Genomic DNA, 26,213 nt, shown 5'->3' on the forward strand with positions numbered 1-26,213 from the left:
CGCTGGGAGGATTCCCGTGAGCCTGGAAAACATCTCTTGCCAGAAAAGCTTCGGCGGCTGGCACAAGCGTTATCGGCACCGTTCCGATGTGCTCGGTTGTGACATGGTGTTTGCCGTGTACCTGCCGCCGCAAGCGGAGCAGGGCGGCAAGTTGCCGGTGCTGTACTGGTTGTCCGGTTTGACCTGCACCGACGAAAACTTCATGCACAAGGCTGGCGCGATGCGCATGGCCGCCGAGCTCGGGCTGATCATTGTTGCGCCGGACACCAGCCCGCGCGGCGCCGATGTGCCGGGCGATCCGGAGGGTGCCTGGGATTTCGGCCTCGGTGCCGGTTTTTACCTGAATGCCACGCAGGAACCCTGGTCGCGGCACTATCGGATGCATGACTACGTGGTGCAGGAATTGCCCGCGCTGGTCGAAGCGCATTTCCCGGCATCGATCAAACGCGGCATCAGCGGCCATTCCATGGGCGGCCACGGTGCGCTGGTCTGTGCGTTGCGCAATCCGGGGCGTTATCAATCGGTGTCGGCATTTTCGCCGATCAACAACCCGATGGATTGCCCGTGGGGTCAAAAAGCCTTCTCCCGTTACTTGGGCGAGGACCGTTCGAAGTGGCGTGAATGGGATGCCTGCGCGCTGATCGCCGAGGCCGACGAGAAGCTGCCGTTGCTGGTCGATCAGGGTGATCGCGACGATTTCCTCGCCACTCAACTCAAGCCCGAAGCCTTGCAGCACGCCGCAAAACTTGCCGGCCACCCGCTGACGTTGCGCCTGCAACCGGGTTACGACCACAGCTATTTCTTCATCGCCAGCTTCATTGACGACCACTTGCAGCATCACGCACGCGCTCTAGCCGAGTAATGCGGGTAGAATCACGCCCTGACAAAAATCGGGGCGTTTTTTTATGCGTATTGGCCACGGCTATGATGTGCACCGTTTCGCTGAAGGCGATTTCATTACTCTGGGCGGCGTGCGCATTGCACACAGCTTCGGGCTGCTCGCTCATTCCGACGGTGACGTCCTGCTGCACGCCTTGAGCGATGCCTTGCTCGGCGCGGCTGCGTTGGGCGATATCGGCAAACATTTCCCGGACACCGACCCGACCTTCAAGGGCGCCGACAGCCGCGCGCTGTTGCGTCACGTGGTCGCGCTGATCCACGCCAAGGGCTGGAAAATCGGCAACGTCGATAACACCATCGTTGCCCAGGCGCCGAAAATGGCCCCGCATATCGAATCGATGCGCGCGCTGATTGCCGCGGATCTTCAAGTTGAGTTGGATCAAGTGAACGTGAAAGCTACCACCACCGAGAAGCTCGGCTTCGTCGGTCGCGAAGAAGGCATCGCCGTGCATTCCGTTGCCTTGTTGCTGCGCGCATGAACGAAGCGCAATTGCTTGGCCCGCGTGCGTATGGTGATGCCCTCGGCAGCGCCGTGCTGAAAGCGACGGCAGAAGATTTCCAGGTCGATGAAGTCCTCAATATTCCCCTGAGTGGCGACGGCGAACACCTGTGGATCTGGGTGGAAAAACGCGGTTTGAACACCGAAGAAGCGGCCCGGCGAATTGCCAAGGCTGCCGGCGTGCCGTTGCGCACCGTCAGTTACGCAGGGCTCAAGGACCGTCAGGCGTTGACGCGCCAATGGTTCAGCGTGCAACTGCCGGGCAAGGCTGACCCGGATCTGTCGGCGGCTGAAAACGACACGTTGAAGATTCTCAAGACCGGCCGGCATAAACGCAAACTGCAACGCGGTGCCCATTCCGCGAACGGTTTCACGTTGCGCCTGACCCAATTTGCCGGCGACAAAGCGGCGATTGAAGAGCGTCTGCAATTGATCGCCAAACAAGGCATCCCCAATTATTTCGGCACCCAGCGCTTTGGTTTTGACGGCGGCAATGTCGTCGATGCGCGCGCCTGGGCGGCGCGCAAAGCGTTGCCGGAACAGCGCAATGTGCGTTCGCGTCTGTTGTCCACGGCTCGCAGTTTTCTCTTCAACCAAGTGTTGGCGGCGCGAGTAGCCGACGGTAGCTGGCAGCGTGCGCAGGTCGGCGATTTGCTGGCGTTCACCGACAGCCGCAGTTTCTTTCCGGCGGGTGAGGCTGAATGCAGCGATCCGCGCCTGGCGATTCTTGACCTGCACCCGACCGGCCCGCAGTGGGGCGAAGGTGACTCGCCGACGACGGGCGCTGTCCATGAACTGGAGCAGGCAATCGCCAGCCGCGAAGCAGACTTGCGCGACTGGTTGATTAACGCCGGTATGAGTCACGAACGCCGCATCCTGCGGCTGCCCATTGCCGGGTTGACGTGGCATTATCCCGAGCCTGACATTCTGCAACTGGAATTCGTCCTGCCGGCCGGATGCTTCGCCACCGTATTGGTGCGTGAACTCGTCGATCTGGTGCCGGTGGGGCAGACGGACAGCCCATGCGTATTCTGATTTCTAACGACGATGGGGTAACCGCACCCGGTCTCGCCGCGCTTTATGCTGCGCTGGCGGATTTCACCGAGTGCGTGGTTATCGCCCCGGACCAGGACAAAAGCGGCGCCAGCAGTTCGCTGACGCTCGACCGTCCGTTGCACCCGCAAACCCTCGCCAATGGCTTTATCAGCCTCAATGGCACACCGACCGATTGCGTGCACCTGGGCCTCAATGGCTTGCTTGAGCGTGGGCCGGACATGGTGGTTTCGGGGATCAACCTCGGCGCCAACCTCGGTGACGACGTGTTGTATTCCGGCACGGTGGCGGCGGCCCTCGAAGGGCGCTTCCTCGAACGTCCTGCGTTTGCCTTTTCGCTGGTCTCACGGCAAGTGGAGAACCTTCCCACAGCCGCTTACTTTGCGCGCAAACTGGTCGAGGCTCACGCCGACCTCCAATTGCCACCGCGCACGGTACTCAACGTGAACATTCCGAACCTGCCGCTGGACCAGATCCGCGGTATCAAGTTGACCCGACTCGGGCATCGCGCTCGCGCTGCGGCGCCGATGAAAGTGGTCGACCCGCGTGGCAAGTCCGGTTACTGGATTGCCGCTGTCGGGGACGCCGAGGATGGCGGCCCGGGCACCGACTTTCATGCGGTGGTGCAGGGCTATGTTTCAATCACTCCACTACAACTGGATCGCACCTTCAATGATGCCTTCAGAAGTCTCGATGGCTGGCTGGAGGGGCTGCACTAATGGGTCGTGAACAAGACGATATGCTCCGTCGCGGCATCGGCATGACCTCGCAACGTACCCGCGAGCGCTTGATTCAGCGGTTGTACGAAGAGGGCATTTGCAACGCCAAGGTGCTGGAAGTCATCCGCCGCACGCCTCGTCATCTGTTCGTTGACGAAGCCTTGGCGCACCGCGCCTACGAAGACACCGCGCTGCCGATCGGCAACAACCAGACCATTTCCCAGCCTTATATGGTGGCGCGCATGAGCGAGCTGCTGTTGGAGGCCGGTCCGCTGGACAAGGTCATGGAGATCGGCACCGGCTCGGGTTATCAGACTGCTGTGTTATCGCAACTGGTTGAGCGGGTGTTCTCGGTGGAGCGCATCAAGGTTTTGCAGGATCGGGCCAAGGAACGTCTGGTTGAACTCAACCTGCGCAACGTGGTGTTCCGCTGGGGCGATGGTTGGGAAGGCTGGCCGGCACTGGCGCCGTACAACGGCATTATCGTCACCGCCGTCGCCACTGATGTGCCGCAAGCGTTGCTTGATCAATTGGCTCCGGGCGGGCGTCTGGTGATCCCGGTGGGGTCCGGCGAGGTCCAGCAATTGATGCTGATCATCCGTGAAGAGCAGGGCTTTTCCAGGCGTGTGCTGGGCGCGGTGCGCTTCGTTCCACTGCTCAACGGGCCGCTGGCCTGAGCATTTGTTACGCCGCGCTGAATTCTCACAGATCGGCCGTGTCTTACAGCGGCGACGTTTGTTTAAACGGGATTCATCGGCGGGCAGCAAACGTGTGCGAGCAGTGAATTCGCTTCATTAAAGGTAAAGCCTGCAGCGCCCGTTATACTTGCGACATTTCGTGCCGAAACACGGCAATCCATATTTTCAGCCACCACAAAGGGAGCGGCGGGTGAGTCTCACAGTCATTGCGCAGCGTATGGGTACAGCAAGCTTTCAGCGCCTGGTGACTGGCCTTGTCTTGAGCACGTTGCTGGTCGGTTGCTCCAGCACCAAGTCGAGCACCGTGGGCGTGGTCGATCGCAACAAATCGGTCAACCAGCGTCCGGCAGTGACCACCGGGCAATATGTCGTTCGACCAAAAGACACCTTGTTCTCGATCGCTTTTCGCTACGGCTGGGACTACAAAGCCCTCGCCGCACGGAACAATATTCCTACGCCGTATACGATCCATCCGGGTCAGACAATTCGCTTTGACGGTCGCACCGGTTCAACGCCGCCGACGGTATCGAGTTCGTCCACTTCAACGCCTTCTTCGACGTTGAAAACCACGGTAATCCGCCGCCAGTCAAATGGCGCAACGACCAGTACTGCGGTGGTTGCACCGTCCGTCGCGAGCAAGGTTCCGCTTGCTCCACTGCCTCCAGCGGGCCCAGCCCCGACCGGCTGGGGATGGCCATCTAATGGCATATTAATTGGTAAATTCTCTTCAAACGGTAGTTTGAATAAAGGAATTGATATCGCCGGGGATTTGGGACAGCCTGTTTTAGCTGCGTCTGATGGGACGGTGGTATACGCCGGGAGTGGCTTAAGGGGCTACGGCGAATTAGTCATCATCAAACACAGCGATACCTACGTCAGTGCCTACGGACATAACCGCAGGCTTTTGGTTCGGGAGGGGCAGCAGGTCAAAGTCGGGCAGACAATTGCCGAAATGGGGTCGACGGGCACAGACCGGGTGAAACTGCATTTTGAGATTCGCCGCCAAGGTAAACCTGTAGATCCGCTGCAATTCCTGCCGCGTCGTTGATTTGTTGTCAGCCTGTTCCGTCACGTAGAGGGGACAGGCTTCAGCGCTGCCAAGGATAAAGGCGCCGCTTGAGCTTGAGGTCGAACTCACCAAAGGACTATAACAATGGCTCTCAGTAAAGAAGTGCCGGAGTTTGACATCGACGATGAGGTTCTCCTTATGGAGACCGGCATCGCCACGGAATCGATGTCGGATGATGAAGGGGCAGCTCCACCTTCCGTTCGTACTAAATCCAAACACTCCGCTTCGCTAAAGCAGCATAAGTACATTGATTACACGCGGGCACTCGATGCCACGCAGCTGTATCTCAATGAAATCGGCTTTTCCCCTCTGCTCTCCCCGGAAGAAGAAGTGCATTTTGCGCGTTTGTCGCAGAGTGGCGATCCGGCTGGGCGCAAACGCATGATTGAGAGCAACTTGCGCCTGGTGGTGAAAATCGCCCGACGCTACGTCAATCGTGGCTTGTCGCTGCTGGACCTGATCGAAGAGGGCAACCTCGGTCTGATCCGCGCGGTGGAGAAGTTCGACCCTGAACGCGGCTTCCGCTTCTCGACCTACGCAACCTGGTGGATTCGTCAAACCATCGAGCGCGCGATCATGAATCAGACCCGGACCATCCGGCTGCCGATTCATGTGGTCAAGGAACTCAACGTGTACCTGCGGGCTGCACGCGAGCTGACGCAAAAGCTCGATCACGAACCTTCACCCGAAGAAATCGCCAACCTGCTGGAGAAACCAGTGGGCGAGGTCAAGCGCATGCTGGGCTTGAACGAGCGGGTTTCTTCGGTCGACGTCTCGCTGGGTCCGGATTCGGATAAAACCCTGCTGGACACCCTTACCGACGATCGCCCGACCGATCCATGCGAACTGCTGCAGGACGATGACCTGTCCCAGAGCATTGATCAGTGGCTTTCGGAGCTGACCGACAAGCAACGCGAGGTGGTCATTCGCCGCTTCGGCCTGCGCGGTCACGAGAGCAGCACGCTTGAAGATGTAGGCCTGGAAATCGGCCTCACCCGGGAGCGGGTCAGGCAAATTCAGGTCGAGGGCCTCAAGCGACTTCGCGAGATTCTCGAGAAGAACGGCCTGTCGAGTGAGTCGCTGTTCCAATAAAGCGTTCACTCACTGGCAACAACAAGCCTCGACTGGTTCGGGGCTTTTTGTTGCCCGCCAGAAAACTCTGGATCGTAGACTCGTGCTGTAAGACTTCGCTTACTCTCTCGTAAGTGTTCGTTATTTTTACAGGTTGGCGGTTGGCGCTTTTGTTGGGTGCTTGTCTTTAACTAACTGTAAATAAAGGATATTTCTTTTTATTAAGCTCATATGACAGCCCTAGCCAGCTGTGCAGGCCGGTTGCCGATGTCGGGGATCTCTTTAGTATCTGAACTGTGTCGACGGACAGACACACCCTTCAAGGATGAGGGGAAGGACATTGCAGGACGCAATTCATCAGGACGATGAAAAGGATTAAAGGGAATAAGGACGAAATGTGGGCGGGTCAAACCGCCCCTTTTTTTTGCCTGCAGAAAAGTTGTTTGATTCTGCAAAAACAAAAAAGGCCCGCAAGGGGCCTTTTTCGAGAACGCGGGGCAATCAGCGTTCGAGATCCTTGATCTTGCCTTTGACGCCATCCCACTCTTCGGCATCGGGCAACGATTCTTTCTTCTCGGTGATGTTTGGCCAGATCTCGGCCAGATCAACGTTCAGCTGAATAAATTCCTGCATGTCTTCCGGGACTTCATCTTCAGAGAAGATGGCCACGGCCGGGCATTCCGGTTCGCACAGTGCGCAGTCGATGCACTCATCCGGGTGAATCACCAGGAAGTTCGGGCCTTCGTAAAAGCAGTCCACCGGACAGACTTCTACGCAGTCGGTGTACTTGCACTTGATGCAGTTGTCGGTGACGACGAAGGTCATTTCTAATTTTCTCCTCAGGCGGCGGCAGCGGAGCCCCTTCACGTTGGGGTCGCCAGGTTTGGGAGCGATAGTCTGCAGGCCGGCTAAACGCCTGCAGCATCCCAAACCGCGCGAGATTCTAACAGCTTGCAGGCAAGTGCGTTAGATCCGTGTCTTTAGTGCATAGAGCATTTCTAATGCACGACGCGGACTCAGATCATCCAGGTCGAGTTTAGCCAGTTCGTCGAGCACCGGATGCGGCAGGCTGGCGAACATGTCGCTCTGCAGCGGCGCGGCCGGTTTGCCCTTGACCGGTTTCGGTACTTCGTGGGGCAGGGCGGTGGCCTCGAGGCGACCCAGATGCTCGCGAGCACGCACGATCACTTCGCTCGGCACACCGGCCAGTTGCGCGACCGCCAAGCCGTAGCTCTGGCTCGCCGGGCCGGGCAGTACGTGGTGGAGGAAGACGATGCGTTCGTTGTGCTCGGTGGCATTCAGGTGCACGTTGGCCACCAGCGGCTGCGCTTCCGGCAAAACGGTCAGTTCAAAGTAGTGCGTGGCGAACAGCGTGTAGGCGCGCAGATAGGCCAAGCGCTCGGCCGCCGCCCACGCCAGCGACAGGCCGTCGAAGGTGCTGGTGCCGCGACCGACTTCGTCCATCAACACCAGGCTGCGCTCGGTGGCGTTGTGCAGGATGTTCGCGGTTTCGCTCATTTCGACCATGAACGTCGATCGCCCGCCGGCCAAGTCATCGCTGGAGCCGATACGGGTGAAGATCCGGTCCACCAGCGACAGTTCGCAACTGGCCGCCGGGACGAAACTGCCGATGTGCGCGAGCAACACGATCAGCGCGGTCTGGCGCATATAAGTGGATTTACCGCCCATGTTCGGGCCAGTGATTACCAGCATGCGCGTGTTGTCGTCGAGGCTCAGGTCGTTGGCCACAAACGGCGTGCTCAGCACTTGCTCGACCACCGGGTGACGACCCTGGCTGATGCGCATGCACGGCTCGTCGACGAAACGCGGGCAGTTCAGATCGAGGTTCAGCGCACGTTCGGCGAGGTTGCTCAGCACGTCCAGCTCGGCGAGTGCGGCGGCGGTGTCTTGCAGCGGCGGCAGTTGCGCAATCAGGCTTTCGAGCAGCGCTTCATAGAGCATCTTCTCGCGCGCCAAGGCACGGCTCTTGGCCGACAACGCCTTGTCTTCGAACGCTTTGAGTTCCGGCGTAATGAAGCGCTCGGCACCTTTAAGCGTCTGGCGCCGGATGTAGTCGGCGGGCGCTGACTCAGCTTGTTTGCTCGGCAACTCGATGAAGTAACCGTGGATGCGGTTGTAGCCGACTTTCAGGTGCGAGAGGCCGGTGCGGGCCTTTTCGCGCGCTTCGAGATCGATGAGAAACTGCCCGGCGTTTTCGCTGAGCGATTGCAAGTCGTCGAGTTCGGCGTCGTAACCGGTTTTCAACACGCCGCCGTCACGGATGACCGCTGGCGGGTTGTCGATGATGGCTTTTTCCAGCAGCGCCGCCAGTTCCGGGTAGGTGCTGGTGGTCGCGGCCAGTTGAATGATGTGCGGGGCTTCGAGCTCGCGCATCGCCACTTGCAACTCGGGCAGCGCGCCGAGGGCATCACGCAGGCGAGCGAGGTCGCGAGGGCGGGCGTTACGCAGACCAATCCGCGCCAGTATCCGCTCGATGTCGCCGATTTCCTTGAGCTGCGGTTGCAGCTTTTCGAAACGGTAATTGTCGAGCAGATTGGTGATCGAGGTCTGACGCGCCAGCAATACAGTCAAGTCGCGCAGTGGACGGTTGAGCCAGCGGGTCAGCAAGCGGCTGCCCATGGCGGTCTGGCAGCGATCGACCACCGATTGCAGGGTGTTGTCGCGCCCGCCGGCCAGATTGGTGTCGAGCTCGAGGTTACGACGGCTCGCGCCGTCGAGCACCACGGTGTCGTCCAGGCGCTCATGACGCAAACTGCGCAAGTGCGGCAGGGCGGTGCGTTGCGTTTCCTTGGCGTAGCTGAGCAGGCAACCGGCGGCGCCGATGGCCAGCGTCAGGTTTTCGCACCCGAAGCCTTTGAGGTCTTGCGTGGAAAACTGCTGACAGAGACTTTTCAACGCCGAGTCGCGCTCAAAATCCCACGGCGCACGGCGACGAACCCCACGACGTTTCTCCGCCGGCAGGTCCTTCGGCCAGTCATCCGGGATCATCAGTTCCACCGGATTGACCCGCTCCAGTTCCGCCAGCAGATTTTCCCAACCCTTGATTTCCAACACGGTGAAGTTGCCGCTGGTGATGTCGAGCACTGCCAGACCGAACAGGCGCTCATCGCCCAGCACCGCAGCGATCAAGTTGTCGCGACGCTCATCGAGCAACGCTTCATCACTGACCGTGCCCGGCGTAATAATCCGCACCACCTGACGATCAACCGGGCCTTTGCTGGTCGCCGGATCGCCGACCTGCTCACAGATCACCACCGACTCGCCGAGTTTCACCAGCTTCGCCAGATAACCCTCGGCGGCGTGGTAAGGAATTCCACACATCGGAATCGCCTGCCCCGCCGATTGCCCCCGGGCCGTCAGGGTAATGTCCAGCAACTTGGCGGCCTTCTTCGCGTCTTCATAGAAGATCTCGTAGAAGTCGCCCATGCGGTAGAACATCAACTGGTCGGGGTGCTGATTCTTCAGCCGCCAGTATTGCTGCATCATCGGCGTGTGGCTGGATAAATCTAAAATGGCTTTATTCATCAGTGACTTAGCGATATTGGCTCAAAAATGTGGGGCAAAAATGGGGCATTCCGCGCTGAGGATGGTTGCTTTTGCAGAAACAGGCGAGTAGGTGTTTTCATCCTCCTTACGTGAATAGATTCTGGCGACACCATCATCAGCATCATAATGCTAGATAAGCCTACCATGATTGCCAATGTTGCTCATGCGAGCACGGCAGCCCGTACCTCGGCATCATCTGGCTAGTGTTTGTACTTAATGACGGGCTTTTAGTCCTAACCTAGGTCAGGTAACGCACCATTTACGCTATCTCCCTTATGATCGGAGTGGTGCTGTGGATTCAAGAGCTTAAGGTTCGATTTCAGTATGAGTAGGGGCAAAAAAAATGATGGACGCTTACGTATTTTTCGGCTAGGTGATATATTTTCCAATTAATGTGTTAAACGTCGACTGCTCTGTAGCTTTTGGTTGCGTGACGAAAATAGGGGTGATAATTGAACCGTCTGCAAAAAATCTCGTTATTTAATATGCCAAGTGCAGCGCGAGAAATTGTCATTCCATTGAAAGATGAGTGCAATATTCTTGTATTCACTGGATATAATGGCGTCGGTAAGTCGCGAGTTTTGAGCGCTTTAGTTGAGATGCTGTCTCTAGCTCGGGACGTTAATTATAATGACATGTCAAATAATTGGGTGATGCAGCTCGACTTTGATGGCGGGTACAAGTTTCGTGGTTGTAAAATAGATACCCAAGGGCGTTCCAGAAAAAAAGACTACGAAGCTAAAGTCGAGAAGTTGCTAGAGGTTGAACAGTCATTAAAAGAGTCGTACGAGCAAATTGTTAAAGCTACTTTTACAGATCGTAAGGCGGGTACGTATGCCTCCAAAAGTAGCGATGATGACTTGCGTTCTTTTTGTGCGTTGCACTTGAATGATCCCCCAGGTGGGGATCAGCTTGGCTTTGTTGAGTCGGTAAAAGTTGTTGGTTTTATCAATGATAAGGTGATATTGGGGGCTGATAGGCCCGAAGATGAAGCTGTATTTGACAAGGATGTACTGGAAGGTGATTTAAATAAAACACTTTATGTCTTGATCAAGGAGTTTGTTTCCAGTCAGGCGGTGAAAGCTGGGGTTGAGGAGGAAATCGGAAAATATGTTTTTGAGTATCTGGCTGCTCAGAAAATTAAAAAGCCGTCAGAAAGCGACATGAAGAATGTCAAGGCGTTCGTTTCGGAAAAGCTAAAAAATCGGAGCTTGGTTGAAGAGGATTCGAGTGTCTTTTCTCAGCATGCAATGTTTGTGGAAATCAATAAGATATTTTCCCTGACTTCTCGCAAGCTTGTTTATGTGCACGGTTCGCTATCTATTGAGCTGAAAGGCGGTAAGGTGATTGGGTGGCTTGAGCTTTCGAGGGGGAGAAAACGCTTCTAGCGCTCTTTCTAATCGTTTTTTTGAATCGTGATGGTGCTCTATTCGTTCTGGATGAGCCTGATCTCTCGCTGCATATGGAGTGGCAAAAGATGATTTTGCCGGCATTGCTAAAATTGGCGCCAGTCTGCCAATTTATCGTTGCAACTCACTCGCCTTTTTTGGTTATGAATACTGGGTCTGAACAAATTGTAAACATGGCGAAATTGGTTTCGGAGGCGATTTAAGATGTTGTCAGACTCTGAATATGGCTTTGTGATTAGCTCTGATGACATCCAGAAAGCAAGCATGTTTAACATCGATGGTTCTGATAGAGTCACTGTTTTAGTGTGGGTCGAATCTCGAGAGGATAAGAGGTTCTGGCGGGCATGCCTTCCGAAGATTGAAGGGGTACACTTTGATCTGAAAATTGCGAGCCAGGCTACGGCATCTGATGAGAAAAAAGCCAATGGATGTACTCGTTTATTAGCCCTCAGGGCCATTGGTGACCTGATACCGGGCCATAATCTCATATTTTGCTTAGATAGTGACGAGCGCTTTCTTTCAGAACTTTATCGGGCTGGAGGAGTTTCCACAGAAGCACATATTTATTATACAAACGTGTATTCGATTGAGAATGCAATTCTTCACGGAGCACATGCAGATCGAGTATTTGAAGCAGTCACCGCTTGCTCGATTCGTGAGCTGCACTATTGCCCTTCTCAGTTTTTGAATAAGGTGAGTGCTGCTGTATACAATACTGTGCTGTTGCTGGCATTTAGCCTGAACAGTTTTGACTATAGTTTAGTTGGCAAGTTTAAGAGGGATTTTCTGGCTGCCATTGCAAATGTGGGGGCGATGGATTTGGAAACTGATATAGATGATTCAGTGGTGTTTTTGGGTTTTAAAGCTGCTCTGGCAGAGATCAATAGAGAGCTTGTACTTAATATTTATAACTGTGGGGCTGAGCAGCAATATTCTAATTTTATGGTTTCCGTCTCTGATGAACTAGTTAATGAGGCCAATGCTTATCTTTTTGTTCGCGGTCATGATTTATTTAATTCATTTGTCCGAGTTTTTGAGACGGTTAATAAAAAACTGAAGCGGGATGAAGTTTCTCTTGTGGCACAATTGCACAACGGTGCGAGGGATATGATGAATGCTGTGCGGAATGAGTGGGCGGAATTTGGGGGGGCTTTGAAGTATGGTTTCTACGCCGCCACCCCGCCTGTTCCATTTTTTGAGCGTACAGTGAATAGGATAAAGACAGACTACAGCCCGCGTTGAGTTAGGAGTCAGGCAAGTCATAAGATTCGAATTTATTTACTTTGTACGGCCCTGATCCAGCATGCTCCATATGCGTGAGAGCTCCATGGACGACTCGTCCTCCATCCATTTTGCATAGACTTGGACAAGCATTGTGAAATCTATATGGCCCATCTGTTTGGCAATAAAAGCCAAATTGCCGCGGGCTGTTAGGCACCAACAGGCGTACGTATGTCGAGTCTGATACGGGCGGCGTGGGCGTATCCCTGAGCGCCTTTGAATCGCAGCCCATTTTGTATTCCAAGAAGTTGGAATAAACCATTGGCTGATTACTTTTTTTCGAGCCTGCGTTGCTGGGGATAGCAGTGGAGTTGCTTTTACCATGCGGCTCTCGTGGCGATTCATATACACATTTATAGTTTGCGGTTCGTGATCAGCTACCAACTCCATCAGGATTTTGCATGCTTCGACTGCTGGCGGCATCAATAGCACAGTTCGCGGTTTTCCAGTCTTGGGGACTTTGAATGTTCCGTCTGCTGTGATTGCCCTGGTGATGTAGAGCTGTCCGGCAATTAGGTCAATGTCTTCGACTGCTAGCGCGCACATCTCGCCCGGGCGAAGGCCCGTGTAAACGGCGAGAGTGATTGCGGCCGAGTCCTGTGGGTGCAAGCAGCCTTCGGTAAGCAACTGATCGAACTCACTTTTGGTCAGCGGATCGGGTTCGCGTCCGACCATCGCGAACCGAATGCAGGCGGCGGACAGGCCCTTGCGACAGTAACTGTTGTTTTCACACCACTCCAAGAATCCGGCAAACGTAGCTAAATAATGATTCGCCGTCGAAGGCGCCCTTGTGGCGATCAGCTGGGTCCTGAGTAGCTGGATGTCTTCGGGTATTAGAATGCCCGCTAATCGGTCAGGCCCAAGCAGTTCAGTACAGATATCCAGCGCATAACCGTATTTTTCTTCGGTCATTGGAGTTATATCAACGGCTTTCAGAGGTTTGTAGCGGTCCATAAGCGCTGCTACGCGTTCGTCTTTTACGTTGGTGTAGGTGGTCGAGTGTTTCGAATTGGGGAAGTGCCGGCCGTAATCAAAGTGCCCTGTCTTGATCTCGTGAATAATCGCCGCCCTTAGTAGGGCGGCATGTTTGATGTTGGCTTTGGTGACCGGAAGGCCGAGAGATTCACGGCAGCGGACTCGCCGCCACATGAACACGACGCGAATGTTGCCGCCGTGTATTTCAATCCCTTTGTGCTTGGCCAGTTCCGCCTCTAAGCTGCTTGCTGCGGTGCGCTCTCGGCCCACTTGTCATACTCCGTCATGTTGATTGCAATGCGGCCATCGGGTGTCTTACGCCAGATCCGCCCTTGAGCCCAGCTGCCGTTTTTCACTTTGTGGCGAATGGCGTCTTCGCTGTAGCCCGTAAGTTCTGAGGCGCGGTTAATCATTACCCAGCGTGGAAGGCTCATTGCTCTCGCTCCTCTGCGCGCCGTGCGATGCCTTCAGCCTGGCGCTGTTTGCTGCATTTTTGATGGTTGCCGTGTGCCCGCGACTTGTCACATTTGTCACAGATGACATCGAGGTCGAGAGGTGGCATCTGGCCGCTCCGTATTCGGACTGTTCGGCGAAGGGCAGTCATGCTGCAATTTCCTGCGTTACCGGTTCCAGAATGCTTGCCATGGCGAGAGCCTGGTCGCGGAGCGCAAGGGTGTCTCGTTCGAGTTTCTTGCCTGTGGGAAATGCGCTGAATGTCTCTGCCGCAATTCGCAGTTGTTCGGCGATGGCCAGCAGAGTTTGTCGTTCTGATTCCCCTAGTTTTGAGGCGGCCAACGCGCGCTCATAGTGGGAGTACAGTTGCTTGCGGTGGTCCTGCGCCTGATCAAGCGATCGCTTCAGGTTGTGGATCGTGCTTGAGTTATCCGATTGCTGAACTGCTTTACCTTCGTCAATACCTTTGATGCGGCCATCGTTTAGGCCTCCGCAATAGCCTGCCCAATATATAAGGCCAACAAGTGCGATTAGAGCGATCAGTGCGCAAATCTGAATTGCTGTCATGTGCTGTGTTCCTAGGTAGAGCCCGCCGTCAGGATTTTTGGTGAGAGGCTGGCGGCGGGCTATTAGTTGGGGGGAGTTACAGGGTGGCTTCGTACAGCGGTACTTCGCCGATTGCGCTCTGGATCTTCTGGCGAACGGCGTTGTAGGCCTCTTCAAGCACTTTGTCCGGGCGCACCAATTCGAACCACATTTGCAGGCGACCTTCTACGATGCGATAGCGGAAGCGGGCTGGAACGCAGAAGGCGTCACCGCCGAGGAATGGTTTCACCGCGATGAAGAACTGTTCGGGAATGCGCAACTGGCCCGCTTCGCCGGCGCGACCGTCGATTTCTTCGTTGTAGGTCAGTTGAACCTGGCCGTTATCGAGGCGGGTGCCTTGGCGGAAGGTGATGTTTTTCTTGGCTTCCAGGGTGCGGCTGATTTCCAGCATGTCGGCAGGGCTGGGGTCGTTCGTTTCGTTAAGGCGCTGGGTGATGTCCCTGACATTCTCTTCGATGAACTCGGCGAACGTTTCTTGATTCATGCGCTTGCGGTCGTTCTCTTTCCAACGACCCCACTCGATGCTGGTAGGGCAACGGTACGTGGCCACGTGGTCGCGCCAGGCGGGAGCGGTTGGCTGGTGGTAGTCGATAACTGCAAGGAAGGTTCGGCCTTCGGGGCCATTGCAGAACACTGCGGTAGCGGCATCGGCGAAGCGGTTCACGTATGCAATGAAGGACTCGGCATCAAGCACGGTGAGTTTCTGGCGCGCGCGCGTTGGGTTCGGTAGCAGGTGCTCAAGGGAGTGGACACCCACTCCGTCAGGAAGCAGAGAAATGGGTGCGGCCAGCCCTTGATGATCGATCGGTTTGCCGATCGCCTGTGCGAGGGTGACAAGTTGTTGAATGGCTTGTTGCATTGGGCGTGCTCCATTGGGTGATGCTGTGGTGAGAGGTTTTCGGAGTCAGGCGTTACGGACTTACGTGGCGCAATTTTTCCGGTGCCGGGTCTTCGCTGACTGTGCGCAATGGCAGGTCCTGTTGCCGTGGGTCGCGGCGGGTCAAGTTGCCCTCGGGGGTCAGGAAGAACAGCGATGTGCCGCGAGATAAGATCGGTTCTTTCGCTTTAACGTCGGCCTTGATCGTCATCTGGCCACTGCCGTCAGGCTTGTAGGTAAGCTTGATGGTCAGTTCACCGCCCTTGCCGGTCTGGCGGATGGCATCGATCAGGCTATGTTGGGTTTCGCTGAGTTCATCCAGTAAGCCTCCGGCCTCGATGTCCCGTAACGTGTCGATGAAGGGGCGAGCTTTGCTCATGTGCTGTGCCTCATTAAGTGGGTGTTGTTTGCCCCTGGACGGCAGGGGCACCGTTGAATCAGGCTGCTTCCTCCTCCCCTTGGGCGTCGAGGAAGGCGGCCAGGTGATGCAGGTACACCACCGGTTTAGTCCGGACTGACCTGTGCAGGTGCGTCACGACCAAAGCAATGCGGCCAGCCTTGATCTCACTTAGCAGGTAGCGGTCCGTGCGGATGTGCGAGAAGTACTGTTCCCGCACTGTGGTCAGAGACGGGCAAGGCGTGGCGAACTGCTTGCGAAGCTGGTCGAGGGTATTGCTCATGCAGCAACCTCCCCGAACCCCTCCGCAGGGGGCACCAATTTGAGGCGGATCAGTTCGGCGAGGCTTTCTTTGCTTTTGCCCATTCCGGCGGCGCAGACGTTGCCTTTTGCATCAGCGACAACGGCGCCGAATGGATACTCGGGCGAGTTGGTCGGGGTGACATAGGCCACTTGGCCTTCTTGAATCACGTTGTTGACACAGCGAAAGACCTCAGCCAGTTCCACTGTTCGGCAAGGCATGCTGTCTAGCAGGTCAATCGCTTCGCTCGCGGCGCCAATCAGGGTGGCGCGGCTGACTACGCCAGGGCTGTCCAGGTAGATGGGGATCAGTCTCAGGGCGCCGAGCGCTTGGGTGTAGGCATTGAAATAGTTGGTTTTCATGCTGCGGCGTCCTTGTGCGTGATGGTGATATCCAGCTTCTTGGCCAGCCATTGCACGCCAGCCTCGGTGACCATCACCACGGCGTAATGCTTGTAACGGGTGGTGGTCCCGATCTGAACGCTACGCGGGTCTGAAAACAGATTGCCGCCGCCACGGTGGTGGCTGGCCAGGTCGCCGCTTTGCGTTAGCACGCGAAGCGCACGCAGTTGCTCACGGAATTTTCGGGGTTTGAGGCCGAGCACTGCGGCGGTTTCGTCCAGGGTGCGGTTCATGGCGCAGTCCTCAGTCGACTGCTGCACGGGTGTGCAGCGTGTCCACGATGTGGTTGACGTTCGTGAACAATTCCTCGAACGGGCCATTGTTCGTCAGCCACAAGTCGCCAAGAGCAAAGCGGATTCCGTTTTCGCTGCTGTGCTGTTTTACGGGTGTTGCCACCACACGATCCATGTGAACTACGACGCCGCCGCGCTTACGGATGAAGTCAGCTTCGTTGTTGAACCGAACGTCGCTGACGACGAAGCCGCGTGCGGTGTCGTGGGTGCGTGCCAGTAGGTCAAGGTTTTGCGCAGCCAGTAGCAGCCACAGTTCAGGGTGCACGCTGTTACGGCCCCACTCAGTGCCTAGGGACTGCATCAGCTCGCGGGGTGAGCGTCCCAACCATGGCAACGCTTGTTCCTTTTGCTCGCCTTCGAAGTCGCAGGGGCTCAGGTTGAGGATGTGCATAAGGCCGTCACGCAACGGATCAGCGAACGCGTAGGACTGGAATCCGTGATTGTTCACCAGGTGTTGTGCTGCGGTGTCTTTGCCCGAGCGAGCCCGACCAGCAAGGCCGATTAGAAGTGTCGTCATGCTGCGTCGCCCCCAAACGGCGAGTGGCTTTCATCAGCGGTGGCATTGTTGAGAGCCTGGATGGCCTTGGTGCGACCTTTGGGGGCGGTGATCACCAGTAGGCCGGTGCGGCGCTGGATGGCTTCTACTGCTGCGCGGCTGCTGCATGCTGCTGGGTGGAGGTAGACCGGGCAGCGGGTGTTGCTGTGCTGTGTGGTTTGCATGGCTCGTACTCTTTGGTGAGAGGTATACGATGCAAACGATACAAATACGTATTGATCTAGTCAATACGTATTCGAATTGATTTTTCAAGAAGCATAAAAAAGCCCGCAAGAAGCGGGCTCCATCTGGTGCGGCGATGTATCAGAAAATTTCTAGCTTCGAGAAGACGACGCCACAAATCATGGCGTCGTCTCCCAGTTCGATGATCGGTTCAGGCCAAGCAGGATTCAGCGGCTTTAGAAATCGACGCTTCCCTTCCATAACCAACTGTTTAAACGTTGCTTCTTGGCGATCAACCAATTTAGCGATAACAAGTGAGCCGTTCTCGGCATCCTTCGCGGGGTCAACAAAAATGATATCGCCATCTCTGAAGGATCGTCGTTCATGCTGGTTAAACATCGAAAGTCCGCGCACCCTGAGAGCGTAGCTTTGGCTGCTATGGGACGCGGCGCATGGTAGCCAGATCTCTGCATCATCAATGGTTCGCACATCTTCAATCTCACACCAGGCGCCTGCCTGTACCCAAGAAATCAAGGGTACATATCCTTTGATCGCCGGGCCTGGCTCAACGTTAGTCTCAGATGAAGATGAGGGGCTGATCTCAACGCCTGGGGCCTTGTGTTCGCCTCCTTTCCACAGCCAGTTGCTGCTGACTTTTAAGGCTTTGGCAATTTTTTCAATGTTTTCGTGGCGAGGGCTGGCAACCGCATTCGTCACGATTCTATGAATCGTTGGCTGGGGGACGCCAGAACGGCGACCAAGCTCGCCTTCAGAAAGACTCAGTTCTTGCATGCGTTGAGCAATGCGATCGGCAATCACTTTTTTCTGCCTTGATTCAAAAACGTATCGGCGATTGTATTGAATAGATCAATACGTTTGTGTATTGTGTCGTTCAATGCGAAAGCGCATCGGTGAACGATATGACTATCCAAGAAATGCTCGCGGAGTTACTGCGGTCGGGTTTATCCCAACGTGTTATCGCAGAGCGTGTGGGAACAACGCAGCCGACTATCAATCGTGCTGCTAAAGGTGCTGATGTTCGGTACGTAACAGGAAAGGCCATTGAGGGCCTTTACATGCAAGTAAAAGCGGAAGCTGGCCTGAAGTCAGCAGCTTAGAAGGGTGCTGAGCTGGGGCCTCTCACCATAAGAATCCCCCAGCCCAGCGGTGGCGATACGCAGCACATACCGTACCGCCACTTGAAACACCGGCCTGAAATCTCTCACCAAAGAAACTACAGGCCAGAAGCAACGAGCTACGCAAGGTACATGCAAATCGCTACATAGCGCGTCGGCCCAGGACCTCTCACCATAAGAATCCCCTGGGCCGACTGGAACGATGAGCCGTGCTGCACAGCACGATTCGCACAGCACATCGGTCGTGGTCGTAGGATAGAGCGTGTTTTGCTCTACGGCCACACCGTAAACAGGGGATTTACGGTTATGAGTCGCACAGATCTTTTGCCGGACGCTGGTCCGGTCCTTTCTCTGCGTCATGCGCTTTATCGCGCTGGGCGTGATTATCGGGGCGGCATCACGGCCCTGGCTTTCGACATGGTCATGGATAACGACTCGCTTCAGAAAAAACTGAAGCTCGACGAAGAGCGCCGTTGGCTGACGCCGGACGAGTTGGAAGAGGTTATCCGGCTGACGGCCAGTCCGTTGCTGCTGGACGCGCTGATGCGTCCTGCCGGTGTGGTTTGGTACAAACCAGTTCCAGTACCTGCAACTTCGGAAGCGCTGAAAGCTGTTGGTAATGTTTTGGGTGAGACTGCAGAGTTCGTATCGAGCATGCATGAAGCTGCCCGGGACAACGTCTGGGAGCTTCATGAGGTCCTCGCGTTGGAGAAGCACGGAGCTGATGTGATCCGTGGAATTCTCGGCATCATGGCGGGTGCCCGTCAGGCGATGGAGGATCGCAAAGATGGCTGACGATATCGATCGCGCTAACGACCAAGCTCAATATCTGCTCGACGTTGCTCTTCACCGAAGTCGCCGTATCCCTTCAAATCGCGTCAGCGCTCAATTCTGCGAAGACTGCGATGAGCCGATTCCGTTGCTTCGACAGCAGACGATTCAGGGTTGCCAGACCTGTGTCAGTTGCCAGGGGTTGCGGGAGCGGCGCAGATGACTGAGCACGACAACCGTTTGCCTACTGCTGATTGGGCTCAGTTTTACGTTGAGACGTTTGGTTTGGCGCTGGTTCCGATTGAGCCAGGTCAGAAAGGCCCGAAGGGGATGGGTTGGAACAAGCCGGGTGGGTACTTCACCGATTCGGCGAAGGCTGCAGCATTCTGGACAAAGAAGCCTGAGCACAACCTTGGTGTTGTGCTTGGTCCCAGCCGTATCTGTTCCCTGGACGTCGATGACGTGCAGTGGACGCGGCATGTTCTCTATGACCAGCTGGAAATTGATCTTGATGCGATGGCGTTGGTGTTTCCGACGGTGGTGGGCAACCCAGCACGCTTTCGCATTATGTTCCGCGTCCCTGACGGTCTTGAACTAAGCCGTCATTCGCTGGCGTGGCCCAACGAGAAAGACCCTGACGGATCGATACACAAGGCGCTGATCGCCAAGGCAAAAGCTGCGAAGGAAGCCGGTGATGCGGCGGGTGAAGCCGAGGCGCGAGCTGAGGCGGACGAATACCAGCGCATTACGGTGTTCGAGCTGCGCGGTGGGTTGGTGCAGGATGTATTGCCACCATCGATTCACCCTGGCACGGGTAAACCTTACACCTGGCGCACGCCGCCGAGTGTGAGTGATGGCTTGCCGATGCTGACTCCGGAGTTGCTGTCCATCTGGAACAACTGGGACATATTCAAGCGCGATGCTGAGGCGGCGTGTCCATGGGCGCCAAAGCCGAAAAAACCGCCGGCCAAGGTCATCAAGCGTGCGCCACCGGCAGCCGGTAAACCCTCGGTGATCGACGAGTTCAATCGCAGTCACGACGTTGAAGAGCTGCTGCGTGCCCACGACTACATTAAGCGCGGCAGTAAGTGGCTGTATCCACACAGCAGCACCGGGCTGCCGGGTGTGACGGTCAGTGATGATGGCAAGGTCTATTCGCACCACGGCGCTGATCCGCTCGCGAACGGGCACCAGAACGACGCGTTTGAGGTGTTCTGTTTGTTGCAGCATGGTGGCGACCAGTCTCGGGCCGTCAAGGACGCCGCACGATTGCTCGGTATGCAGCATTCTTCGCGACCGGACCCGCGTGATCTTCCCCCGACCCCATCAGGTGATCCGAGCGAGCCGAGCTGTACGCCGGACGAAGGCGGCGAGGCCGCTCCGGCTTCTGACGGGGGGGCGGGGGAGGCGCTCACGCTTGAACAGATCCTTCGGCGGTATGCCCTGGTGGAAGGCACCACTCACGTGTGGGACTTCGACCAGTCGCGGGTGATGAAGAAGTCGGCGTTCGAAGCGCGTGTCGGCAAGCCGTTGGCGAAACAATGGGCGGAAGACACCGAGCACCGCAAGCTGATATCCGATGACCATGTGCGCGACATCGAGCAGTCGCGGCGGATGGCGGGCAAGAAGGGCGGTGCCTTCGGGATGCCGCCAACCGAGCGTTACGTGTACATCGATGGCACCAAGGACGTCTGGGATCGTGAGAAGAAACGCCGTGTTGCCGAGGGTGCAGTGAAAATGGCCCTCGGTGACACGTACCCATTGTGGCTGAACAGCAGCGAGCGGCGGGTGGTAGACGTTGACCACATTGTTTTTGACCCGACGATGACCAAGGACCCGAGCATCTACATCAATACCTTTGATGGCTTGCCGCTGGAGCCGCTAAGGGACGATGCCGCATGTGCCAACTTGCGGTGGTTGATCTCGTTCCTATGTAATCACGATGAAAATGCGGCGCTCTGGTTGACTCGCTGGCTGGCGTTTCCGCTGCAGCACCTGGGCGCGAAGATGGATACCGCTGTGCTGATGCACTCCAGTATGGAGGGCTCGGGTAAGAGTCTGTTTTTCGCCGATACGATGGGCAAGTTGTACGGCCAGTACGCCGCGACAGTCGGACAGACTCAGTTGGAAAGCAATTTCAACGCCTGGCAAAGCCGGAAGCTTTGGGCTGTTTTCGAAGAGGTGGTCAGCCGCGATCAGCGTTACAACCAGGTGGGCAAAATTAAACACCTGGTGACGGGCAAAACGGTGCGGATGGAATCCAAGTTCATCAATGGCTGGGAGGAATCCAACCATATGAACGCGGTGTTCTTGAGTAACGAGATCATGCCATGGCCGATCAGTGACAGCGATCGCCGAATGCTGGTTGTGTGGCCCTTGGACACCTTGCCGGTGGCGCGCCAAAAAGCCATTGGCCGGGAGCTGGAGCAAGGCGGTGTCGCAGCTCTTTATGGCTGGCTGTTGTCGGTTGATTTAGGCGACTTCAATCAGCGAACGCGTCCGCCATCCACTGACGCCCGTGAACGCCTGGTGGCTTTGAGTCGGGCCGGCTGGCAGACGTTTCTACACCTGTGGAAATACAGCGAGCTGGGTCAAGGACTCTGGGGGCCGTGTCTTTCCACTGACCTTTACTCGTTGTTCCTGGAGTGGTGTCAGCGCAACAAAGAACACGTAATGAGTCAGACAAAGTTTTCGCTGTTCATCAATTCCGAAGTGGAAAAAACGCGATCAATACCTTGGACCGATGGGAATAATCGCAAGTTTGGTGCGTTCTTCTTTCCGGTTGACCAGGATGCTTCCCCGCCCCCATCACTGAAGTCGGCCGTGCTTGGCGCGGTGGTTGTCGACTGGCGGGCAAACGCGAAGCTGGCAGGGTGGAATGTGGACAGCTGGGACCACATTAAGGCGGCTGCCGCATGATTACGCTTAAAAGTGTGTTGGGTGTGTCGGGTGTGTGTCGGGTTGGTTTTGGCTACCCAACACAGTTTCAGTCCTTTGTTTGCGAGGGCTTCCGGCTGTTGTGTTGGGTGTGTTGGGTTTGGCGTCGCGGGCGCGCATGCGTGACGTTATTTGCACTGAAGACAACGGTAAGAATTTTTTCTTATGCGAGGACAGAAAAACTCAACAAACCCAACACACTCAACTCAAAGCTAATAAGAGTATTGATTTTAAAGGGATTTATTTGTGTTGGGTTTGTGCTGGGTAACCGGTTTTCTGTGTGGGGTTCGGTTTTTCGGGGGGTAGGGCGATGATCGAGGCAATGGAAGTGCTGCTGAAGCATTGGGGCGAGCAACTTCGGAGTAATGGCGAGGTGGGAGGGATGGGTAGCCCGATGGCAACGATCATGGAGTGGGGCGGATGTGCGCCACGCGGCACTCCCGGATCGCGGATCATTATGGGGGCTGGTGCCGGACCTGATGCAGTTGCTCAGGAAATCGGTTCGGCTCTTTCCGAGATCGCTCGACAGGATGGGCGGGGAGAAAGGCTGCAACAGTTGGCGGTCTTGCGCTACGGCTACGACCCTGCACCGACCTGGGCTTCGCAAATGCATGAACTGGGTTATGTGTCCAAGGCGAAGCAAACCTATTACGACCTTGTGCACAGTCTTCATTTGCGGCTCTTTGAGGTGCTGGCTGAACGCAAAGATGCACGTAAGTGGCTAACCGCTGGTCGGGGCGTTTTACCTCAAAGTCTCCTCAAAGTTGCGTCAAAGTTGCGTAGAGCGGGATAACCGAAAATGCGCTCTTTTCGGTTCCGTACTTAGGGGGTAAAAAGTCACCACGATATGAATTCTGCGCCTCGGCGCTTTCCCCGAGCACGTGCTGTGCACCGTCCTGGCAAGCGCCACGACACTGAAAACCCTGCCCTCCGGCGGGGTTTTCTTTTTGTGTTTGGCGCGCTCTTTCACTTGAGGCACAACATGACAAATGAGCAGCAAGCCCTGGCAGAGATGCCGATCTGGTTAGTGATCGTTCTGGCCCTGGTCGGCGGCGTATCCGGTGAAATGTGGCGAGCCGACAAGGATGGCGCGCGAGGTTGGGCATTGATGCGGCGCCTTGCGCTTCGGTCCGGTGCCTGCATTGTCTGCGGGGTGTCCGCGATGATGCTGATGATCGGCGCGGGCATGACGATCTGGACGGCTGGCAGCTTAGGTTGTCTGACCGCGATGGCCGGTGCCGATGTCGCCATCGGTCTTTACGAACGCTGGGCCGCCAAGCGGCTGGGCGTCTCCGATGTGCCACCTGTCAGTGGCGAGCAGGGGTGAGGAAAGGCGGCGGGGCGCCGAAAACCGCCGGGGACCCTGGGGTTATTCGGGGGGTACGGGGTCGGAAACCCGCGGGAAAGCGTTAGCGGCTAAGTTTTCCACGTTGGTTGACAGAGGTTGACAGAGGTTGACAGTGGTTGACAGTCCCAAGTTGACAGGAGGTTTACATGACCATTTTGACCCGCACCGAATATGCGGTAAGTAAGGGCTGGTCCCGTCAGTACGTTGGCAAATTGGCCCAGCTTGGCCGTCTCGTGTTGACGATGGATGGAAAGGTGGATGTTGAGGCGAGCGATCAATATCTCGCGATGACCAGCGATCCTTCTCGAAGTAATTCCCTTGGCAACACTCCGCTGGTCATCGCCAGCCAAGAGCGAGACCCCGTATTTCCGCCTGCATCTCTGGACGCGACTCCCATGGCTGCGCCGGACTACCAAAAAGCACGCACTCGGCTTGCACTGGCGCAAGCTGAAAAGGCCGAGGGCGAAGTGCTCAAAGCGAACGGGGAGTTGGTGGAGCGAGTCGTTGTCGATGAGGCTGCTTTCGCATCGGGTCGAATGGTTCGCGATCTGATCTTAGCGCTGCCGCCCAAGCTCGCCCCAGAACTGTCGGCAATGAATGATCCTTGGGATATCGAAAAACACCTGATGAAAGAACTCCGTGGGGTCCTTGAGGATGCCGAGCGCATTTCCACGGAGGACTTTATTCACGCTTTAACTTCTACGAGCTAGACCTATGCCCGCCGAATACGCAAACGGTGCAGAGGTGTACCGCGAGGCGTATTACCGTGGGCTGCGTCCAGAGCCAGCGCTTTGGGTTGATGAGTGGGCCGATGAGTACATGCGGATCCCGCGTGACACCGGCGCTGCCGAACCTGGTCAATATCGTACTTCGCGCACACCTTATGCTCGCGAGCCGATGCAGTGTTTGTCGCCGTCGCATCGGTGCAAACGCGTGGTCACTATGGTGGCCTCCCAACTTATGAAAACGCAGATCGCCTTGAACTGGATCGGCGGCCTCATCCACATGGCGCCGTCGAACATCCTGACGTTGTTGCCCAGCCTCGGCCTGGCGAAACGGGTGTCCTCGCGGATCGCCAAAACGATCAAGGCGACGCCGGTGCTGCGCGAACGCGTGGCGTCGAGCCGGTCGCGCGACGCACGCAACACCATGGACACCAAGGAGTTCGAAGGCGGCTCGCTGTACGTCACCACCGCAGGCTCAGCAGCCAACCTGTCGGAGCTCTCGGCGCGTTACGTTTACGGCGACGAGATCGACCGTTGGGAAGTCGACATCGGCGAGGAGGGCGACCCGATCGAGCTGGCAGAAACTCGGGGAAGTACCTTCGGCCGCAACGCCAAGTTCTATTTCTCCAGCTCGCCGACGATTAAGGGCGCGTCGCGAATCTCTGACCTGTTCGAGGGCAGCGACCAGCGTTATTACTACGTGCCATGCCCGACCTGCGGGCACATGCAAGTCCTGGAGTGGGAGCGCCTGCACTACTCGAAAGACTTCACCGTAGTGCATTACCAGTGCGCCGGGTCTGAGTGTGACGTCCTGATCGACGAATACCATAAGGGTGAAATGCTCGCGAAAGGCGAGTGGCGCGCCCATGCCGAAGGCGATGGCGAGACGGTCGGCTTTCACCTCAACGCGCTGTATTCGCCGCTGGGCTGGATGGACTGGAAGTCGCTGGCCAAGCAATTTGAGAAGGCAAAAAAGGCGCAGGCCAAAGGCGATCTTGAGCCTATGCAGGTGTTCTACAACACCCGATTGGCAAAGGTGTGGGACAGCGCCCAGGAGCAAACCAAAGCGGACGAGCTCAGGCAGCGCGCCCGTTTGGAAGGCTACACCCTCGGCTCGATGCCGGCGGCGGTGATGATGATCACCGGAGCTGTCGACGTACAGGCCAATCGCCTGGAGTTCATGGCCATGGGCTGGGGCACGGGAATGGAACGCTGGGTCATCGACTATCAAATTGTTGCAGGTGATCCCGCAGACGAGCGCACCTGGGCAGCACTGGACGAATTACTCAAAGCCAAATATCGCCATCCCTGCGGCGTTGGTCTCGGCATTCTCGCGGTTGCCGTTGACTCCGGCGGTCACCACACCGATGAGGTGTACCAGTTCTGTCGCGTTCGCCGCTGGCGCAATGTGTTCGCCATCAAGGGTGCAAGCAAACCCGGCAAGCCGGTCATTGCTCAACGCCCATCCATGGTTGACGTGACGTGGAAAGGTCAGACCGAACGCAACGGCGCCGAGCTGTGGTTTGTCGGTACCGACACCGCGAAGGACTGGATCTACAACCGTTATTCGTTCCCTCCCGGGCCAGGTGCGCTGCACTTTGCTAATGACCTGCCGGATGATTTCTTTGATCAGTGCGTCGCCGAACGCAAAGTGGCCCGCTACATCCGTGGTCACAAGCGGATCGAATGGGTGAAGGGCAAAGCCGAGCGCAACGAAGCGCTCGACTTGATGGTGTATTGCCTGGCCATGGCGCATTACCTGGGTCTGAACCGCTACAAAGAACACGACTGGGAACGCGTGCGGCAGTCGCTCGCGCAGTCAGGGCTTTTTGATGATGCCTTGGGCATCACGCCCGTTCAGGGGGAGCGGCTCAACACTCCGGCACCCACGACGCACGTCGCGCGCCAAGTCGCGGCTACGCCCGTCGTGCCAGTCGCACCGACGCGACCCGATGCACAACCACCTCAACGCCGCAGCTCTACCAGCGGTTACCTGAAGAGACGCTGAT

General features: G+C 56.5%; 30 protein-coding genes. 17 read left to right on the forward strand and 13 right to left on the reverse strand.

Annotated features, from left to right (window positions below; translation table 11 throughout):
* The first annotated feature begins 16 nt into the window (after window positions 1–16).
* From fghA to rpoS, 7 genes are all read left to right on the forward strand, one after another.
* The gene (gene fghA, locus FBY12_RS09275) at window positions 17–862 is read left to right on the forward strand and encodes an S-formylglutathione hydrolase (protein WP_145252675.1); all 846 of its coding nucleotides are present in this window, start codon (window positions 17–19) and stop codon (window positions 860–862) included.
* Between the two features lie 43 nt (window positions 863–905).
* On the forward strand, window positions 906–1,379 hold the full coding sequence (ispF, locus tag FBY12_RS09280; protein ID WP_092272393.1) for a 2-C-methyl-D-erythritol 2,4-cyclodiphosphate synthase: 474 nt from the start codon (window positions 906–908) through the stop codon (window positions 1,377–1,379).
* Window positions 1,376–2,434, forward strand: coding sequence for a tRNA pseudouridine(13) synthase TruD (gene truD, locus FBY12_RS09285; RefSeq protein ID WP_145252676.1), 1,059 nt, complete (start codon window positions 1,376–1,378; stop codon window positions 2,432–2,434). The genes ispF and truD overlap by 4 nt, the downstream gene beginning before the upstream one ends.
* Complete coding sequence (gene surE / locus FBY12_RS09290) at window positions 2,422–3,171, forward strand: 5'/3'-nucleotidase SurE (protein ID WP_121731091.1); 750 nt, start codon at window positions 2,422–2,424, stop codon at window positions 3,169–3,171. Before truD ends, surE begins: the two co-directional genes overlap by 13 nt.
* Window positions 3,172–3,212: 41 nt before the next feature.
* Window positions 3,213–3,848 carry a protein-L-isoaspartate(D-aspartate) O-methyltransferase gene (locus FBY12_RS09295; protein ID WP_177327881.1) on the forward strand — a complete coding sequence of 212 codons (636 nt, stop codon included), beginning with the start codon at window positions 3,213–3,215 and terminating at the stop codon, window positions 3,846–3,848.
* A gap of 211 nt (window positions 3,849–4,059) precedes the next feature.
* Entirely contained in the window at window positions 4,060–4,917 is an 858-nt protein-coding gene (locus FBY12_RS09300; protein WP_121731090.1) for a peptidoglycan DD-metalloendopeptidase family protein, read from the forward strand.
* Between the two features lie 105 nt (window positions 4,918–5,022).
* Entirely contained in the window at window positions 5,023–6,030 is a 1,008-nt protein-coding gene (gene rpoS, locus FBY12_RS09305) for an RNA polymerase sigma factor RpoS (RefSeq protein ID WP_092272378.1), read from the forward strand.
* 480 nt (window positions 6,031–6,510) lie between these two features.
* Here rpoS and fdxA read toward each other — a convergent pair whose 3' ends face one another.
* Window positions 6,511–6,834, reverse strand: a complete 324-nt coding sequence (fdxA, locus tag FBY12_RS09310) for a ferredoxin FdxA (protein WP_064393166.1) — start codon at window positions 6,832–6,834, stop codon at window positions 6,511–6,513.
* 141 nt (window positions 6,835–6,975) lie between these two features.
* On the reverse strand, window positions 6,976–9,543 hold the full coding sequence (gene mutS / locus FBY12_RS09315) for a DNA mismatch repair protein MutS (protein WP_178111758.1): 2,568 nt from the start codon (window positions 9,541–9,543) through the stop codon (window positions 6,976–6,978).
* 485 nt (window positions 9,544–10,028) lie between these two features.
* Here mutS and FBY12_RS09320 point away from each other — a divergent pair, with 485 nt between their 5' ends.
* The 3 genes from FBY12_RS09320 to FBY12_RS09330 are packed head-to-tail and all read left to right on the forward strand — an operon-like array spanning window position 10,029 to window position 12,227.
* On the forward strand, window positions 10,029–10,964 hold the full coding sequence (locus FBY12_RS09320) for a hypothetical protein (RefSeq protein WP_145252678.1): 936 nt from the start codon (window positions 10,029–10,031) through the stop codon (window positions 10,962–10,964).
* 20 nt (window positions 10,965–10,984) lie between these two features.
* Window positions 10,985–11,188 (forward strand): AAA family ATPase, encoded by a 204-nt coding sequence (locus tag FBY12_RS28145; protein ID WP_371927396.1) that lies wholly within the window; start codon window positions 10,985–10,987, stop codon window positions 11,186–11,188.
* Window position 11,189: 1 nt separating this feature from the next.
* Window positions 11,190–12,227, forward strand: a complete 1,038-nt coding sequence (locus FBY12_RS09330) for a DUF4435 domain-containing protein (protein WP_145252679.1) — start codon at window positions 11,190–11,192, stop codon at window positions 12,225–12,227.
* Window positions 12,228–12,263: 36 nt separating this feature from the next.
* On the opposite strand, the gene FBY12_RS09335 is transcribed toward FBY12_RS09330, so the two are convergent.
* From FBY12_RS09335 to FBY12_RS09385, 11 genes are all read right to left on the reverse strand, one after another.
* Complete coding sequence (locus FBY12_RS09335; RefSeq protein ID WP_145252680.1) at window positions 12,264–13,511, reverse strand: site-specific integrase; 1,248 nt, start codon at window positions 13,509–13,511, stop codon at window positions 12,264–12,266.
* Window positions 13,478–13,675, reverse strand: coding sequence for an excisionase (locus FBY12_RS09340; protein WP_145252681.1), 198 nt, complete (start codon window positions 13,673–13,675; stop codon window positions 13,478–13,480). Before FBY12_RS09340 ends, FBY12_RS09335 begins: the two co-directional genes overlap by 34 nt.
* Window positions 13,676–13,841: 166 nt before the next feature.
* A complete protein-coding gene (locus FBY12_RS09345) occupies window positions 13,842–14,261 on the reverse strand; it encodes a hypothetical protein (RefSeq protein ID WP_145252682.1) in 420 nt (139 codons plus the stop codon).
* Between the two features lie 76 nt (window positions 14,262–14,337).
* A complete protein-coding gene (locus FBY12_RS09350) occupies window positions 14,338–15,159 on the reverse strand; it encodes a YfdQ family protein (RefSeq protein WP_145252683.1) in 822 nt (273 codons plus the stop codon).
* A gap of 52 nt (window positions 15,160–15,211) precedes the next feature.
* The gene (locus FBY12_RS09355) at window positions 15,212–15,556 is read right to left on the reverse strand and encodes a hypothetical protein (RefSeq protein ID WP_145252684.1); all 345 of its coding nucleotides are present in this window, start codon (window positions 15,554–15,556) and stop codon (window positions 15,212–15,214) included.
* A 58-nt stretch (window positions 15,557–15,614) separates the two neighbouring features.
* Window positions 15,615–15,857: a pyocin activator PrtN family protein gene (locus FBY12_RS09360; RefSeq protein WP_145252685.1), complete on the reverse strand. Its 243-nt coding sequence runs from the start codon at window positions 15,855–15,857 to the stop codon at window positions 15,615–15,617.
* Window positions 15,854–16,237, reverse strand: a complete 384-nt coding sequence (locus FBY12_RS09365) for a hypothetical protein (RefSeq protein ID WP_145252686.1) — start codon at window positions 16,235–16,237, stop codon at window positions 15,854–15,856. The genes FBY12_RS09360 and FBY12_RS09365 overlap by 4 nt, the downstream gene beginning before the upstream one ends.
* Window positions 16,234–16,509 carry a hypothetical protein gene (locus tag FBY12_RS09370; protein WP_145252687.1) on the reverse strand — a complete coding sequence of 92 codons (276 nt, stop codon included), beginning with the start codon at window positions 16,507–16,509 and terminating at the stop codon, window positions 16,234–16,236. Before FBY12_RS09370 ends, FBY12_RS09365 begins: the two co-directional genes overlap by 4 nt.
* A gap of 10 nt (window positions 16,510–16,519) precedes the next feature.
* Complete coding sequence (locus FBY12_RS09375) at window positions 16,520–17,086, reverse strand: deoxynucleotide monophosphate kinase (RefSeq protein WP_145252688.1); 567 nt, start codon at window positions 17,084–17,086, stop codon at window positions 16,520–16,522.
* Window positions 17,083–17,289 (reverse strand): hypothetical protein, encoded by a 207-nt coding sequence (locus FBY12_RS09380; RefSeq protein ID WP_145252689.1) that lies wholly within the window; start codon window positions 17,287–17,289, stop codon window positions 17,083–17,085. The genes FBY12_RS09375 and FBY12_RS09380 overlap by 4 nt, the downstream gene beginning before the upstream one ends.
* Before the next feature lie 139 nt (window positions 17,290–17,428).
* Window positions 17,429–18,106, reverse strand: coding sequence for a LexA family transcriptional regulator (locus tag FBY12_RS09385; RefSeq protein ID WP_145252690.1), 678 nt, complete (start codon window positions 18,104–18,106; stop codon window positions 17,429–17,431).
* 623 nt (window positions 18,107–18,729) lie between these two features.
* Between FBY12_RS09385 and FBY12_RS09395 the strand changes: the two genes are divergently transcribed.
* The 7 genes from FBY12_RS09395 (at window position 18,730) to FBY12_RS09425 (ending at window position 26,212) form a co-directional block, all read left to right on the forward strand.
* Window positions 18,730–19,218, forward strand: coding sequence for a phage regulatory CII family protein (locus FBY12_RS09395; RefSeq protein WP_145252692.1), 489 nt, complete (start codon window positions 18,730–18,732; stop codon window positions 19,216–19,218).
* Window positions 19,211–19,417, forward strand: coding sequence for a TraR/DksA C4-type zinc finger protein (locus FBY12_RS09400; RefSeq protein ID WP_145252693.1), 207 nt, complete (start codon window positions 19,211–19,213; stop codon window positions 19,415–19,417). Before FBY12_RS09395 ends, FBY12_RS09400 begins: the two co-directional genes overlap by 8 nt.
* Window positions 19,414–22,113, forward strand: a complete 2,700-nt coding sequence (locus tag FBY12_RS09405; protein ID WP_145252694.1) for a bifunctional DNA primase/polymerase — start codon at window positions 19,414–19,416, stop codon at window positions 22,111–22,113. The genes FBY12_RS09400 and FBY12_RS09405 overlap by 4 nt, the downstream gene beginning before the upstream one ends.
* Before the next feature lie 340 nt (window positions 22,114–22,453).
* On the forward strand, window positions 22,454–22,924 hold the full coding sequence (locus tag FBY12_RS09410; RefSeq protein ID WP_256663289.1) for a hypothetical protein: 471 nt from the start codon (window positions 22,454–22,456) through the stop codon (window positions 22,922–22,924).
* 189 nt (window positions 22,925–23,113) lie between these two features.
* Entirely contained in the window at window positions 23,114–23,458 is a 345-nt protein-coding gene (locus FBY12_RS09415; protein WP_145252696.1) for a phage holin family protein, read from the forward strand.
* Between the two features lie 167 nt (window positions 23,459–23,625).
* Complete coding sequence (locus FBY12_RS09420) at window positions 23,626–24,189, forward strand: hypothetical protein (RefSeq protein ID WP_145252697.1); 564 nt, start codon at window positions 23,626–23,628, stop codon at window positions 24,187–24,189.
* Between the two features lie 4 nt (window positions 24,190–24,193).
* Window positions 24,194–26,212: a phage terminase large subunit family protein gene (locus tag FBY12_RS09425; RefSeq protein ID WP_145252698.1), complete on the forward strand. Its 2,019-nt coding sequence runs from the start codon at window positions 24,194–24,196 to the stop codon at window positions 26,210–26,212.
* Window position 26,213 lies beyond the last annotated feature (1 nt).

It is taken from the genome of Pseudomonas sp. SJZ131 (genome assembly GCF_007828705.1).
Taxonomy (GTDB): Bacteria; Pseudomonadota; Gammaproteobacteria; order Pseudomonadales; family Pseudomonadaceae; genus Aquipseudomonas; species Aquipseudomonas prosekii.

Bases quoted from the DNA above. Each gene is read 5' to 3' on its own strand.
- ispF (WP_092272393.1), top strand. From the start codon at position 906: ATGCGTATTGGCCACGGCTATGATGTGCACCGTTTCGCTGAAGGCGAT.
- truD (WP_145252676.1), top strand. From the start codon at position 1,376: ATGAACGAAGCGCAATTGCTTGGCCCGCGTGCGTATGGTGATGCCCTC.
- surE (WP_121731091.1), top strand. From the start codon at position 2,422: ATGCGTATTCTGATTTCTAACGACGATGGGGTAACCGCACCCGGTCTC.
- FBY12_RS09295 (WP_177327881.1), top strand. From the start codon at position 3,213: ATGACCTCGCAACGTACCCGCGAGCGCTTGATTCAGCGGTTGTACGAA.
- rpoS (WP_092272378.1), top strand. From the start codon at position 5,023: ATGGCTCTCAGTAAAGAAGTGCCGGAGTTTGACATCGACGATGAGGTT.
- fdxA (WP_064393166.1), bottom strand. From the start codon at position 6,834: ATGACCTTCGTCGTCACCGACAACTGCATCAAGTGCAAGTACACCGAC.
- FBY12_RS09330 (WP_145252679.1), top strand. From the start codon at position 11,190: ATGTTGTCAGACTCTGAATATGGCTTTGTGATTAGCTCTGATGACATC.
- FBY12_RS09340 (WP_145252681.1), bottom strand. From the start codon at position 13,675: ATGAGCCTTCCACGCTGGGTAATGATTAACCGCGCCTCAGAACTTACG.
- FBY12_RS09345 (WP_145252682.1), bottom strand. From the start codon at position 14,261: ATGACAGCAATTCAGATTTGCGCACTGATCGCTCTAATCGCACTTGTT.
- FBY12_RS09350 (WP_145252683.1), bottom strand. From the start codon at position 15,159: ATGCAACAAGCCATTCAACAACTTGTCACCCTCGCACAGGCGATCGGC.
- FBY12_RS09355 (WP_145252684.1), bottom strand. From the start codon at position 15,556: ATGAGCAAAGCTCGCCCCTTCATCGACACGTTACGGGACATCGAGGCC.
- FBY12_RS09360 (WP_145252685.1), bottom strand. From the start codon at position 15,857: ATGAGCAATACCCTCGACCAGCTTCGCAAGCAGTTCGCCACGCCTTGC.
- FBY12_RS09365 (WP_145252686.1), bottom strand. From the start codon at position 16,237: ATGAAAACCAACTATTTCAATGCCTACACCCAAGCGCTCGGCGCCCTG.
- FBY12_RS09370 (WP_145252687.1), bottom strand. From the start codon at position 16,509: ATGAACCGCACCCTGGACGAAACCGCCGCAGTGCTCGGCCTCAAACCC.
- FBY12_RS09375 (WP_145252688.1), bottom strand. From the start codon at position 17,086: ATGACGACACTTCTAATCGGCCTTGCTGGTCGGGCTCGCTCGGGCAAA.
- FBY12_RS09380 (WP_145252689.1), bottom strand. From the start codon at position 17,289: ATGCAAACCACACAGCACAGCAACACCCGCTGCCCGGTCTACCTCCAC.
- FBY12_RS09395 (WP_145252692.1), top strand. From the start codon at position 18,730: ATGAGTCGCACAGATCTTTTGCCGGACGCTGGTCCGGTCCTTTCTCTG.
- FBY12_RS09400 (WP_145252693.1), top strand. From the start codon at position 19,211: ATGGCTGACGATATCGATCGCGCTAACGACCAAGCTCAATATCTGCTC.
- FBY12_RS09405 (WP_145252694.1), top strand. From the start codon at position 19,414: ATGACTGAGCACGACAACCGTTTGCCTACTGCTGATTGGGCTCAGTTT.
- FBY12_RS09410 (WP_256663289.1), top strand. From the start codon at position 22,454: ATGGAAGTGCTGCTGAAGCATTGGGGCGAGCAACTTCGGAGTAATGGC.
- FBY12_RS09415 (WP_145252696.1), top strand. From the start codon at position 23,114: ATGACAAATGAGCAGCAAGCCCTGGCAGAGATGCCGATCTGGTTAGTG.
- FBY12_RS09420 (WP_145252697.1), top strand. From the start codon at position 23,626: ATGACCATTTTGACCCGCACCGAATATGCGGTAAGTAAGGGCTGGTCC.
- FBY12_RS09425 (WP_145252698.1), top strand. From the start codon at position 24,194: ATGCCCGCCGAATACGCAAACGGTGCAGAGGTGTACCGCGAGGCGTAT.